13 protein-coding genes and 2 tRNA genes are annotated in these 12,724 nt (G+C 43.3%); all 15 read left to right on the top strand.

Translation table 11 applies throughout. The features are described 5' to 3' along the window. The first annotated feature begins 4 nt into the window (after positions 1-4). Positions 5-958, top strand: a complete 954-nt coding sequence (locus NYE43_RS00315) for a ribose-phosphate diphosphokinase (protein ID WP_003218353.1) — start codon at positions 5-7, stop codon at positions 956-958. Positions 959-1,042: 84 nt separating this feature from the next. Continuing rightward, positions 1,043-1,660: a 50S ribosomal protein L25/general stress protein Ctc gene (locus NYE43_RS00320; RefSeq protein WP_024123620.1), complete on the top strand. Its 618-nt coding sequence runs from the start codon at positions 1,043-1,045 to the stop codon at positions 1,658-1,660. A gap of 105 nt (positions 1,661-1,765) precedes the next feature. After that, positions 1,766-2,332, top strand: a complete 567-nt coding sequence (gene pth / locus NYE43_RS00325) for an aminoacyl-tRNA hydrolase (protein ID WP_024123621.1) — start codon at positions 1,766-1,768, stop codon at positions 2,330-2,332. A 60-nt stretch (positions 2,333-2,392) separates the two neighbouring features. Continuing rightward, positions 2,393-2,623: an anti-sigma-F factor Fin family protein gene (locus tag NYE43_RS00330; protein ID WP_024123622.1), complete on the top strand. Its 231-nt coding sequence runs from the start codon at positions 2,393-2,395 to the stop codon at positions 2,621-2,623. 69 nt (positions 2,624-2,692) lie between these two features. Then, positions 2,693-6,226: a transcription-repair coupling factor gene (gene mfd / locus NYE43_RS00335; RefSeq protein WP_024123623.1), complete on the top strand. Its 3,534-nt coding sequence runs from the start codon at positions 2,693-2,695 to the stop codon at positions 6,224-6,226. Positions 6,227-6,361: 135 nt separating this feature from the next. Then, on the top strand, positions 6,362-6,898 hold the full coding sequence (spoVT, locus tag NYE43_RS00340) for a stage V sporulation protein T (RefSeq protein WP_024123624.1): 537 nt from the start codon (positions 6,362-6,364) through the stop codon (positions 6,896-6,898). Between the two features lie 181 nt (positions 6,899-7,079). Next, complete coding sequence (locus NYE43_RS00345) at positions 7,080-8,678, top strand: putative polysaccharide biosynthesis protein (RefSeq protein ID WP_341060575.1); 1,599 nt, start codon at positions 7,080-7,082, stop codon at positions 8,676-8,678. Then, positions 8,668-10,137, top strand: a complete 1,470-nt coding sequence (mazG, locus tag NYE43_RS00350) for a nucleoside triphosphate pyrophosphohydrolase (protein ID WP_268498729.1) — start codon at positions 8,668-8,670, stop codon at positions 10,135-10,137. Before NYE43_RS00345 ends, mazG begins: the two co-directional genes overlap by 11 nt. A 1-nt stretch (position 10,138) precedes the next feature. Continuing rightward, positions 10,139-10,399 carry an RNA-binding S4 domain-containing protein gene (locus NYE43_RS00355; protein WP_024123627.1) on the top strand — a complete coding sequence of 87 codons (261 nt, stop codon included), beginning with the start codon at positions 10,139-10,141 and terminating at the stop codon, positions 10,397-10,399. Between the two features lie 78 nt (positions 10,400-10,477). Beyond that, a complete protein-coding gene (yabP, locus tag NYE43_RS00360) occupies positions 10,478-10,780 on the top strand; it encodes a sporulation protein YabP (RefSeq protein WP_024123628.1) in 303 nt (100 codons plus the stop codon). Then, positions 10,777-11,412, top strand: a complete 636-nt coding sequence (gene yabQ, locus NYE43_RS00365; protein WP_024123629.1) for a spore cortex biosynthesis protein YabQ — start codon at positions 10,777-10,779, stop codon at positions 11,410-11,412. Before yabP ends, yabQ begins: the two co-directional genes overlap by 4 nt. Before the next feature lie 17 nt (positions 11,413-11,429). Next, the gene (gene divIC, locus NYE43_RS00370; RefSeq protein WP_010332711.1) at positions 11,430-11,807 is read left to right on the top strand and encodes a cell division protein DivIC; all 378 of its coding nucleotides are present in this window, start codon (positions 11,430-11,432) and stop codon (positions 11,805-11,807) included. An 80-nt stretch (positions 11,808-11,887) separates the two neighbouring features. Continuing rightward, complete coding sequence (locus tag NYE43_RS00375) at positions 11,888-12,274, top strand: S1 domain-containing RNA-binding protein (RefSeq protein WP_003218379.1); 387 nt, start codon at positions 11,888-11,890, stop codon at positions 12,272-12,274. A gap of 167 nt (positions 12,275-12,441) precedes the next feature. Next, positions 12,442-12,518: transfer RNA gene (locus NYE43_RS00380), tRNA-Met, on the top strand. Positions 12,519-12,527: 9 nt separating this feature from the next. After that, positions 12,528-12,599, top strand: a tRNA-Glu gene (locus NYE43_RS00385). Positions 12,600-12,724: the final 125 nt, after the last annotated feature.

A 12,724-nucleotide genomic window follows, 5' to 3' on the forward strand; every position in this document is an offset into this window, starting at 1 on the left:
ATCCATGTCTAATCAATACGGAGATAAGAATTTAAAGATTTTTTCTTTGAATTCTAATCCAGAGCTTGCAAAAGAAATCGCAGATATAGTTGGAGTTCAATTAGGGAAGTGTTCTGTCACAAGATTTAGTGATGGGGAAGTCCAAATTAATATCGAAGAAAGTATTCGCGGATGTGACTGTTACATCATCCAGTCTACAAGTGACCCCGTTAACGAGCATATTATGGAACTGTTGATTATGGTAGATGCGTTGAAACGCGCTTCTGCAAAAACCATTAACATTGTTATTCCTTATTACGGTTATGCGCGTCAAGACAGAAAAGCTAGATCCCGTGAGCCAATCACAGCAAAGCTTTTCGCAAACCTGCTTGAAACTGCCGGTGCGACTCGTGTCATTGCGCTTGATCTGCATGCACCGCAAATTCAAGGATTCTTTGATATACCGATTGACCACTTAATGGGTGTTCCGATTTTAGGAGAATATTTTGAAGGCAAAAACCTTGAAGATATCGTCATTGTTTCACCAGACCACGGCGGTGTGACACGTGCCCGCAAACTGGCTGACAGACTAAAAGCGCCGATTGCGATCATTGATAAGCGCCGTCCGAGACCGAATGTGGCAGAAGTCATGAATATTGTAGGTAATATCGAAGGGAAGACCGCTATCCTTATCGATGATATCATTGATACTGCCGGCACCATTACACTTGCAGCTAATGCGCTCGTTGAAAACGGAGCAAAAGAAGTTTATGCATGCTGTACACATCCGGTACTATCAGGACCTGCTGTTGAACGGATTAATAACTCAACAATTAAAGAGCTTGTTGTGACAAACAGCATCAAGCTTCCTGAAGAAAAGAAAATTGAACGGTTTAAGCAGCTTTCAGTCGGACCGCTTCTGGCTGAAGCGATTATTCGCGTTCATGAGCAGCAATCTGTCAGCTACCTGTTCAGCTAAACCGATTTTGAAAGGTTTAAACCTTTATCGTTTTGGGTATTGTTTCTAATAGGACAATAAAACGATAATAGGATGGTGCTGAATATGGCAACGTTAACGGCAAAAGAAAGAACAGGTTTCACCCGTTCGTCTCTTCGGGATATCCGTACTTCAGGACATGTTCCAGGTATCATTTATGGAAAAGACACGGCAAACAAACCGGTATCCTTAGACAGTGTGGAACTTATCAAAACACTGAGGGATGAAGGCAAGAATACAGTCATTACACTCGACGTCAACGGAGAGAAGCACGCTGTCATGGTAACAGAGCTGCAAACGGACCCGCTGAAAAATGAGGTCACTCATGCCGACTTCCAAGTAGTCAATATGAGTGAAGAAATTGAAGTGGAAGTGCCGATTCATCTGACCGGAGAAGCAATTGGAGTGAAAAATGGAGGCGTATTGCAACAGCCGCTTTACGCTCTTACCGTGAAGGCGAAGCCAAAAGCAATTCCGCAATCGATCGAGGCAGACATTTCTGGTCTTGATGTAAATGATGTACTCACGATTGAGGACTTGCCTGCCGGCGGTGACTACTCCTATAATCACGAATCAGATGAAGTTGTGGCTTCTATTCTTCCTCCGCAGCAGCAGGATGCTGCAGAAACAGACGCTGAGGAAACTGCCGATGCTCAGCCTGAAGGTGAAAACGAAGATCAATAATAGCTTAAGGCGTAACCCTCCCGCGGTTACGTCTTTTGTGCTAGAATGAGAAGAATTATAGCCCGTGTTAGAGCGGGAGCTTATGTGACTAAGGGAGGATTTGCCATGCTTGTAATTGCTGGCCTCGGAAACCCGGGAAAGAACTATGAAAATACAAGGCATAATGTCGGATTTATGGCAATAGACCAGCTTTCGAAGGAATGGAACATTGAGCTGAACCAGAGCAAATTTAACGGATTATACGGAACCGGATTTGTTTCCGGCAAAAAGGTTCTACTTGTTAAACCGCTTACATATATGAATTTATCAGGAGAATGTTTGCGGCCTTTAATGGATTATTATGATGTAGACAACGAAGATTTAAAAGTCATTTACGACGACCTTGATCTGCCGACTGGCAAGATCCGTCTAAGAACGAAAGGCAGTGCGGGCGGGCATAATGGCATCAAATCACTGATCCAGCATCTCGGAACGCCTGAGTTTGATCGCATCCGCATCGGAATCGGGCGGCCAGTGAACGGGATGAAGGTGGTTGATTATGTTTTAGGCGCTTTTACAAAGGATGAAACACCAGCAATTGAGGAAGCGATTGAAAGGTCCGTTAAGGCTTGTGAGGCTTCTCTCAGCAAACCATTTTTAGAGGTTATGAACGAATTCAACGCGAAGGTATAAAATACATAATCAAAGTCCATACTACACCAAAATGACTTTTTCATCAGGAGGGTCCCTTGTATGGCTTTGCATTATTATTGTCGTCATTGCGGAGTAAAAGTTGGAAGTCTGGAATCTTCCATGGTATCGACAAACTCACTTGGATTTGAGCACTTAACAAACGAGGAAAGAAACGATATGATTTCATATAAAGACAATGGAGATGTCCATGTTCTTACAATATGTGAAGATTGCCAAGAGGCGCTTGAACGAAATCCGCATTACCACGAACATCACACATTTATTCAATAAAAAGCTTTGGTGTAGACACTAGACCAAAGCGTTTTTCTGTTCTTACAGAAAACAGAGAGGAGGGGCCATATGGACAACATTCAAACCTTTATTAAAGAAAGCGATGACTTCAAATCCATCGTCAACGGTTTAAACGAGGGGCTGAAGGAACAACTGCTCGCGGGTCTTTCAGGTTCTGCGCGTTCTGTTTTTACTTCTGCTCTGGCTAATGAAACGAATAAGCCTATCTTTCTAATCACCCATAATTTATACCAAGCTCAGAAAGTAACGGATGATCTGACTTCACTTCTTGGAGATCGGTCTGTCCTTCTGTACCCCGTCAATGAACTCATATCATCAGAAATCGCGGTGGCTAGCCCTGAACTGCGGGCGCAGCGCTTAGATGTCATTAATAGATTAACAAACGGAGAAAAGCCTATAGTTGTTGCTCCAGTAGCGGCTGTCAGAAGAATGCTGCCGCCGGTAGAGGTGTGGAAAAACAGCCAAATGCTCATTCAGGTGGGTCATGATATCGAACCGGATCAGCTGGCATCCCGACTGGTAGAGGTGGGATACGAGCGGTCTGATATGGTTTCTGCACCCGGTGAATTCAGTATTCGCGGCGGAATTATCGACATTTATCCGCTGACCTCTGAGCATCCGGTCAGAATCGAATTATTCGACACCGAGGTTGATTCCATCCGCAGCTTTAACTCCGACGATCAGCGGTCAATTGAAACCTTGACCTCTATCAGTATCGGTCCGGCAAAGGAACTGATTATCAGAGCTGAAGAAAAAGCACGTGCAATAGAGAAGATGGATAAAGGCCTTGCCGACAGCTTGAAAAAATTAAAGCTCGACAAGCAAAAAGAAATCCTGCATATGAATATTTCTCATGATAAAGAGCGTTTATCTGAAGGCCAGACAGATCAAGAACTGGTGAAGTACCTTTCATATTTTTATGAAAAACCTGCTAGTTTGCTAGATTATACACCTGATAACACGCTTCTTATTTTGGACGAAGTCAGCCGGATTCATGAAATGGAAGAGCAGCTTCAAAAGGAAGAAGCGGAGTTTGTCACAAATCTGCTGGAGGAAGGGAAGATTTTGCATGACATCAGTCTGTCATTCAGCTTCCAAAAAATAGCTGCTGAACAAAGACGGCCTTTGCTGTACTATTCTTTGTTTTTACGCCATGTTCAGCATACGAGCCCGCAAAATATCGTAAATGTATCCAGCAGACAAATGCAGAGCTTCCACGGGCAAATGAATGTACTTGCCGGTGAAATGGAGCGGTTTAAAAAATCAAACTTCACCGTTGTGTTTTTGGGAGCAAATAAGGAACGTACACAAAGACTGTCTTCTGTTTTGGCCGATTATGAAATCGAAGCGGCGATGACTGACAGCAAAAAGGCGCTTGTTCAGGGACAGGTTTATATCATGGAAGGCGAGCTTCAATCAGGATTTGAGCTGCCGTTAATGAAGCTTGCTGTCATTACTGAAGAAGAATTGTTTAAAAACCGCGTGAAAAAGAAGCCTCGAAAACAGAAGCTTACGAATGCAGAGCGCATCAAGAGCTATTCCGAGCTTCAAATTGGTGATTATGTCGTTCATATTAATCACGGGATCGGAAAGTATTTAGGGATCGAAACCCTTGAGATCAATGGAATTCACAAAGACTATTTGAACATTCACTATCAGGGAAGCGACAAGCTTTATGTGCCGGTTGAACAAATTGACCAGGTACAGAAGTATGTCGGATCAGAAGGAAAAGAACCGAAGCTGTATAAGTTAGGCGGCAGCGAATGGAAGCGGGTTAAGAAAAAAGTAGAAACATCCGTTCAAGACATCGCTGATGACTTAATTAAACTGTATGCCGAAAGGGAAGCGAGCAAGGGCTACGCATTTTCTCCTGATCATGAAATGCAGCGTGAATTTGAATCGGCGTTCCCTTATCAAGAGACAGAAGATCAGCTCCGCTCTATTCACGAAATCAAAAAAGACATGGAAAGAGAGCGGCCGATGGATCGACTGCTTTGCGGAGACGTGGGTTACGGGAAAACAGAGGTTGCCATCCGTGCGGCGTTTAAGGCAATCGCTGATGGAAAACAGGTCGCACTGCTTGTCCCGACAACCATTTTGGCTCAGCAGCACTATGAGACCATTACAGAGCGCTTTCAGGACTACCCGATGAATATCGGCCTGCTTAGCCGATTCAGAACAAGAAAAGAAGCAAACGAAACGATCAAAGGATTGAAAAACGGAACGGTTGATATCGTCATTGGGACACACCGACTGTTATCAAAAGATGTTGTTTATAAAGACTTAGGGCTGCTCATCATTGATGAGGAGCAGCGTTTTGGTGTCACCCATAAAGAAAAGATCAAACAGATTAAAGCCAATGTCGATGTATTAACATTAACAGCGACGCCGATTCCGCGTACGCTGCATATGTCTATGCTTGGCGTGAGGGATCTATCGGTGATCGAGACGCCGCCGGAAAACCGCTTCCCTGTACAGACATATGTTGTGGAATACAATGGTGCCCTTGTCAGAGAGGCGATTGAGCGCGAGCTTGCGCGCGGAGGCCAAGTCTATTTCTTATACAACAGGGTAGAGGATATCGAACGGAAAGCAGATGAGATTTCAATGCTTGTCCCTGACGCGAAGGTTGCGTATGCCCACGGGAAAATGACAGAAAATGAATTAGAAGCTGTCATGCTGAGTTTCCTGGAAGGGGAATCAGACGTTCTCGTCAGCACAACAATCATTGAAACGGGTGTAGATATTCCAAACGTGAATACGCTGATCGTGTTTGACGCCGACAAGATGGGTCTTTCCCAGCTTTATCAGCTGCGTGGACGTGTCGGCCGTTCTAACCGTGTAGCGTATGCGTATTTTACGTATCGCCGGGATAAAGTGCTTACTGAAGTAGCTGAAAAAAGACTGCAGGCGATTAAAGAATTTACGGAGCTGGGATCTGGTTTTAAAATCGCCATGCGCGACTTAACGATTCGCGGAGCCGGAAACCTCCTTGGCGCTCAGCAGCACGGCTTTATCGATTCGGTCGGATTTGACCTCTATTCGCAAATGCTAAAAGAGGCCATAGAAGAGCGGAAAGGCGATACAGCGAAAACGGAGCATTTTGAAACAGAAATTGATCTTGAGCTTGATGCGTACATTCCGGAAACTTACATTCAAGACGGCAAACAGAAAATTGATATGTATAAACGCTTTAGATCTGTGGCTTCAATTGAAGAGAAAAATGAACTTCAAGATGAGATGATTGACAGGTTTGGAAATTATCCAAAAGAAGTTGAATACTTGTTTACCGTAGCTGAAATGAAGGTTTATGCGAAAAATGAACGGGTCGAATTGATTAAGCAAGATAAAGATGCAGTCAGGCTGACCATTTCTGAAGAGGCTAGTGCTGATATTGACGGCCAGAAACTGTTTGAGCTTGGCAACAAATACGGCAGACAAATCGGACTGGGAATGGAAGGAAAAAAACTCAAAATTTCCGTTCAAACGAAAGGCAAGACTGCGGATGAATGGCTCGAAACCGTGCTGGGCATGCTGAAGGGCCTTAAAGATGTGAAAAAACAAACCATTTCATCAACGTAAATTTTGTTACTCTCTGGTGTATATTACATTTGATGTGACGGATACTAATTTCAAGCGAGGCGGAAGGTACATAAAGTAACTGCTTTAGGTCTTTCCCACATTGTATAACCATCAAATGAAAGAGAGGCACCAGAGATGAAAGCAACCGGTATCGTACGTCGTATTGATGACTTAGGACGGGTCGTGATTCCTAAAGAAATTCGCAGAACGCTGAGAATCAGGGAAGGCGATCCGCTTGAGATTTTTGTAGATCGTGACGGAGAAGTTATTTTGAAAAAATACTCTCCGATAAGTGAGCTTGGAGACTTTGCAAAGGAGTATGCAGACGCGCTTTATGACAGTCTTGGCCATTCAGTGCTTATCTGTGACCGTGATGTCTACATTGCCGTCTCCGGAAGTTCCAAAAAAGACTACTTAAACAAGCCGATCAGCGAAATGCTGGAAAAAACAATGGATCAGAGAAGTTCCGTGCTTGAGAGCGATGCAAAATCCGTGCAGCTTGTGAATGGCATTGATGAAGATATGAGTTCGTATACTGTCGGCCCGATTGTGGCGAATGGCGACCCGATAGGTGCTGTTGTGATTTTTTCAAAGGATCAGACGATGGGCGAAGTAGAGCATAAAGCCGTTGAAACAGCAGCTGGGTTTTTGGCTCGTCAAATGGAACAGTAGGTCTTATTACAATTATCAAAATAGGTATAGAAAGAACAGCTCTCCTTGGGACGCTGTTCTTTTTTGTGCAGGCTGAAAAAGGATTCCAAGGGTTGGGGTATGGTATAATAACCTCGTTTTTATTTGTGCCAAGGTCATTGCGAACTCTGCATGGCCCCTGACGTTGGGAAGGAGCTTTTGGATGGATGATTCAATACGCGTCAAACGGCATTGGATGTGGCAGGGGGCTTTTGTTTTAATTCTGGCAGGCGTTATTTCAAAAATATTAAGCGCCGTTTACAGAGTCCCATTTCAAAACATTGTCGGCGATGTTGGATTTTATATATATCAGCAGGTATACCCTTTTCTTGGTATTGCCGTCATGCTTTCAACATCAGGATTTCCGGTGATTATTTCTAAACTGATGAATGATTATAGTGAAAAAAACCATAACACCATAATGAAAATTTCAGCGCTGGTTTTATCGGTAATAGGTGTTTTTTTATTTCTGTGTTTATATATGGGAGCTGTTCCGATCGCTCTGTTTATGGGTGACTCGCATCTCGCCCAGTTAATTCAAGTAACTGCATATGCGTTTCTTCTGTTTCCATTTGTCGCGCTGCTCAGGGGCGTTTTTCAAGGGAGGCACAATATGCTGCCATCCGCTTTATCGCAAATCATGGAACAGTTTCTGCGGGTAGCGGTGCTTTTAGGGTTATCTTTTTGGCTCATCAAAAAGGGTGCCTCGCTTTATACTGCGGGAGCGGCAGCTGCTTCTGGTTCTCTTGCCGGAAGTTTGATTGCGCTTATCATCCTCGTCTTTTTTTGGTTCAAAACGAAAAAGCCTGAAAAAGCGGAAATAGAAAAAGAAAATCACATTACAACAAATCAATTAATTAAGAAACTGCTTTTATATTCGGTAACGATCTGTGTAAGCAGCCTGCTGCTTTTGTTTATTCAGCTTGTCGATGCGCTGAATTTATATTCTTTGCTGTCTGGCGGTGAGGTGAGTGAAGAAGCAAAGCGGCTGAAAGGAATTTATGACCGGGGGCAGCCTCTTTTGCAGCTCGGTTCTGTTTTCGCAATGAGCATCGGGACCTCACTCGTACCGTTGATTTCAAAAGCGGTAAAGGACAATCAAGTGCTGGTGATGAAACAAAGAGTGACGTCTTCCTTAAAGCTGTGTCTTGCGATTGGCGTTGCGGCGTCTGCTGGTCTCATCTGCATCCTCAAGCCGGTCAACATTATGCTGTTTCAAAATAGTGAAGGAACAGCTGCGTTACAGATATTTAGCTGCTCCATTTTGTTTGCGTCCTTGGCGGTCACGGCTGCTGCTGTCTTACAGGGAACGGGAAACACGGTGTTTCCTGCAATAGCGGTAGGCGCAGGCGTGGCTGTGAAATGGGTGTTAAATACCTTTTTGGTTCCGCGTTATGGAATTGAAGGGGCTTCATTTGCGACAGCGGCTACCTTTGCGGCTGTCGCCGGCCTTAATTTATATCGCCTGCGGCAAAAAGAATGGCTGGACAAGCTGAGAGGCGTTATGCTTCCGATTATTGGGTCCGCTTTATTGATGTCTGCTGTCTTGCTTGCTTATTTACGCCTTTGGTCTTTTCTGTTTGATGCGGAAGGAAGAGGATATGCGGCGGTTGAAAGTCTTTCTGCTGTCGCCATTGGAGGCGCGGTGTTTATTTATTGTATGATGAAATTGGGAATATTTACGGATGAAGAGCTCAACGGTGTGCCTTTTGGCAGCAAGTTAAGCAAACTCACAAGAAGGAGAGAACAAAATGGCAGGTAACATTACAGTCGTCGGGCTTGGCGCCGGAGACATGGACCAGTTGACAATTGGCATACATAAGCTGCTGACAAAGGCGGACACTCTGTTTGTCAGAACAAAAGACCATCCTTTAATTCAGGAGCTAGAAAGCGAAACGAAGAACATTCGTTATTTTGATGATATATATGAGAAGCACGACCAGTTTGATGCGGTATACGAAGAAATTGCTGACATTCTCTTTGGAGAAGCGAAGCATCAGGACGTTGTTTATGCGGTTCCGGGGCATCCATTTGTAGCGGAAAAAACAGTACAGCTGCTGACGGAGCGGCAGGAAGAAAAAAACATTCAGGTGAAAGCCGCGGGAGGGCAAAGTTTTCTTGATGCTACTTTTAATGCCTTGCAAATTGATCCCATTGAAGGCTTTCAATTTGTGGATGCCGGCACATTGAGCGCGGATGAGCTTGAGCTCAGACATCACCTGATCATTTGTCAGGTTTACGACCAAATGACTGCATCCGAAGTGAAGCTGACATTAATGGAGAAGCTGCCGGATGATTATGAAGTTGTGATTGTAACGGCCGCCGGAAGCCGCGATGAGGATATTCGGAGAGTGCCTTTATTTGAATTGGACCGTAATGTCGCCATGAATAACTTAACAAGTGTGTATATTCCGCCGATTAAAGAAGAGAAGCTGCTGTACCGGGAGTTCTCCGCGTTTCGGCGCATCATCAGAGAGCTTCGCGGGCCTAACGGCTGTCCGTGGGATAAAAAGCAGACTCATCAGTCATTAAAACAATACATGATTGAAGAGTGTTATGAACTTCTCGAAGCAATTGACGAAGAAGACACAGACCATATGATCGAAGAGCTTGGCGACGTTTTGCTTCAGGTCCTGCTTCACGCGCAAATCGGTGAAGATGATGGTTATTTCACAATAGATGATGTGATTAAAGGGATCAGTGAAAAAATGGTCCGAAGACATCCCCATGTGTTTAAAGATGTTAAGGTTCAGGATGAAAACGATGTTTTGGCAAATTGGGAAGATATTAAAAAAGCCGAAAAACATACATCTGAAGAATCCTTGTTAGACAACGTCCCGAAAACCCTTCCTGCTCTTTCTAAAGCTGCTAAACTTCAGAAAAAAGCGGCAAAAGTCGGTTTTGACTGGGAAGATGTGAGTGATATTTGGGAAAAGGTGAATGAGGAGATGGAGGAATTTTCTTCGGAGGTTTCTGAAGACCCTCATGAACACAATCTCAAGGCCGAATTTGGCGACGTTCTCTTCGCCTTGGTAAATGTAGCCCGCTTCTACAAAATAGAACCGGAGGAAGCATTGGCGATGACAAACGATAAATTCCGGAGACGTTTCTCTTATATTGAGCAAACAGCGAAGGAAAAGGGAATCGAGCTGGCTAATATGTCTCTTGAGGACATGGACAACCTGTGGAATGAAGCAAAAGAAACTGAGAGGAGATCATAATATGAGATTAGATAAATTTTTAAAAGTATCACGGCTGATTAAACGACGTACACTAGCGAAGGAAGTAGCTGATCAAGGCAGAATCTCCATTAACGGAAATCAGGCTAAAGCAAGCTCAGACGTAAAACCTGGAGATGAATTAACGGTCCGCTTCGGCCAAAAGCTTGTAACGGTACAAGTGAATGAGCTCAAAGACACGACGAAAAAAGAAGAAGCCGCAAATATGTATACGGTGCTAAAGGAAGAAAAACTCGGCGAATAGGCTTGTTCTAAAAGAATCCCCCGCCTCATACAATGCAGTAATAATGCTAAAAGTATCGAGGATATGGGGGCTGAATAGATGAATTCATATTATGAACAAAAAGGTTCTTCTTCTGTTCCGGAACAGCACGATGTGACAATGAAAGGCCGGAAACATTTAGATATTTCTGGGGTTAAGCAAGTTGAAAGCTTTGATAACGAAGAATTCCTGCTGGAAACAGTGATGGGAATGCTCTCAGTCAGAGGCGAAAACCTTCAAATGAAAAATCTTGATGTAGAAAAAGGGATTGTTTCGATCAAAGGCAGGGTATTTGATTTAGTGTATTTAGACGAGCAACAAGGGGATAAAGCTAAAGGGTTTTTTAGCAAGTTGTTTAAATGACGCTGACGACACAATTCTATACAATGCTGGCGATGTCCGGTATGGGCCTCTGGCTTGGCGCGTCGCTTGATACGTACAGGCTCTTTGTCATTCGTGCCAGAACAGCCAGATGGCTTTTATTTATTCATGATATTCTTTTCTGGATTTTGCAGGGGCTGCTCTTCTTTTATGTCTTGCTTCATGTAAATGAGGGAGAATTCAGGCTGTACATTTTTTTGGCGGTTCTGCTGGGCGTTGCGACGTATCAAAGCCTTTGCAAACGAATCTATATAAAAATACTGAAATTCGTCATTTATCTTGTTGTTTCTGTTTATCAATTCTTAAAAAAGCTCATTCAGCACGTGTTATTTCGTCCTATTGTGTGGACATGCGGAGTCATCATCTGGCTGGTCACGTTTCTTTTTCAGAGAACATACCGCCTGATCGGTTTTCTCATGTTATGTCTTTATAAAATAGTCATGGTTCTGTGTTTTCCGATCCGCTTTATCGTGAAACAATGTATGAAACTTCTTCCTGAAAAACTGCGTCTAACTTTCAGACGATATTTTCAAAAAGGTGCAGGATTTCTAAAAAAGAAGAAGAAACTATTGGTAACCATAAGAACGACCATTACACGTTTTTTGAAGAGATGAAAGGAGGACCGTCTGATTTGAATTTTTCCAGAGAACGAACGATAACTGAAATACAAAACGACTATAAAGAAAAAGTAGAGCGGCAAAATCAGCTGAAGAAAAGAAGAAGAAAAGGGCTGTACAGACGGTTGACTGTATTCGGCGCCCTCGTATTTCTGACGGCAATTGTACTGGCAAGCTCTGTATGGAGCCAAACATCTTCCCTTAGCGCAAAAGAAGAAAAGAAAGAACAGCTTGAAAAAGAACTGAAGAATTTAAAGACAAAGCAAACGGATTTAAAAGAAGAAATATCCAAATTAAAAGATGAAGATTATGTCACAGAGCTTGCCAGAAGAGACTTATTCATGTCTGGAGACGGTGAAATAATCTTTAATGTGGAGAAGAAGAACAAGTAGCCTTGTTGACACTTAAATTTTTATTTAGGTATAATTAAGCAAACGATCTTTTTATAAGCCTAAGGAGGAGCACTTTTTTTATGTCGATTGAAGTGGGCAGCAAGTTGCAAGGGAAAATTACAGGTATTACAAATTTTGGAGCATTTGTTGAATTGCCTGGAGGCTCAACCGGTCTCGTTCATATCAGTGAGGTAGCCGATAATTATGTTAAAGACATTAATGATCACTTAAAAGTCGGCGACCAAGTTGAAGTGAAAGTCATCAACGTTGAAAAAGACGGGAAAATTGGTTTATCTATTAAAAAAGCTAAAGACCGTCCGCAAGCCAGACCTAGAAATGATTTCCGTCCGAAAGAATCTTTTGAACAGAAAATGAACAAATTTTTAAAAGATAGCGAAGATCGCTTGTCATCTTTAAAACGCAATACGGAATCAAAACGTGGAGGGCGCGGAGCAAGAAGAGGATAACTTGCTGCTTTCTATAAATAAATGAAGCATCCGTTCGTCCCAACGGGTGCTTTTTTTATATGCTCTCTCAAGGTAAGAGTCAGAAAATTATAACATTAAAGTTTCTGTTGACGAAAAGGACAAACCTTTGTATTATATAACTTGTGCTTAGAAGCACAAAACAATATGGCGGTGTAGCTCAGCTGGCTAGAGCGTACGGTTCATACCCGTGAGGTCGGGGGTTCGATCCCCTCCGCCGCTACCATATTTGTTAGGCCCGTTGGTCAAGCGGTTAAGACACCGCCCTTTCACGGCGGTAACACGGGTTCGAATCCCGTACGGGTCATACTGAAAAATCGGTTTCTGTAACAGAAACCGATTTTTTTCATTTTTAGACATCTTTCTGGAAATTCTCCGCATAAACGAATTTCAGGGCAGAAACCGTCGAAGACTTCTTTGGTATACTTACCT

It is taken from the genome of Bacillus sp. FSL R5-0434, assembly GCF_038004745.1.
GTDB lineage: Bacteria > Bacillota > Bacilli > Bacillales > Bacillaceae > Bacillus > Bacillus halotolerans.

Excerpts from the sequence above, each read along its gene's own strand:
- NYE43_RS00315 (WP_003218353.1), top strand. The coding sequence starts at position 5 with ATGTCTAATCAATACGGAGATAAGAATTTAAAGATTTTTTCTTTGAAT.
- NYE43_RS00320 (WP_024123620.1), top strand. The coding sequence starts at position 1,043 with ATGGCAACGTTAACGGCAAAAGAAAGAACAGGTTTCACCCGTTCGTCT.
- mfd (WP_024123623.1), top strand. The coding sequence starts at position 2,693 with ATGGACAACATTCAAACCTTTATTAAAGAAAGCGATGACTTCAAATCC.
- pth (WP_024123621.1), top strand. The coding sequence starts at position 1,766 with ATGCTTGTAATTGCTGGCCTCGGAAACCCGGGAAAGAACTATGAAAAT.
- NYE43_RS00330 (WP_024123622.1), top strand. The coding sequence starts at position 2,393 with ATGGCTTTGCATTATTATTGTCGTCATTGCGGAGTAAAAGTTGGAAGT.
- yabP (WP_024123628.1), top strand. The coding sequence starts at position 10,478 with ATGAATTCATATTATGAACAAAAAGGTTCTTCTTCTGTTCCGGAACAG.
- spoVT (WP_024123624.1), top strand. The coding sequence starts at position 6,362 with ATGAAAGCAACCGGTATCGTACGTCGTATTGATGACTTAGGACGGGTC.
- mazG (WP_268498729.1), top strand. The coding sequence starts at position 8,668 with ATGGCAGGTAACATTACAGTCGTCGGGCTTGGCGCCGGAGACATGGAC.
- NYE43_RS00375 (WP_003218379.1), top strand. The coding sequence starts at position 11,888 with ATGTCGATTGAAGTGGGCAGCAAGTTGCAAGGGAAAATTACAGGTATT.
- yabQ (WP_024123629.1), top strand. The coding sequence starts at position 10,777 with ATGACGCTGACGACACAATTCTATACAATGCTGGCGATGTCCGGTATG.
- NYE43_RS00355 (WP_024123627.1), top strand. The coding sequence starts at position 10,139 with ATGAGATTAGATAAATTTTTAAAAGTATCACGGCTGATTAAACGACGT.
- NYE43_RS00345 (WP_341060575.1), top strand. The coding sequence starts at position 7,080 with ATGGATGATTCAATACGCGTCAAACGGCATTGGATGTGGCAGGGGGCT.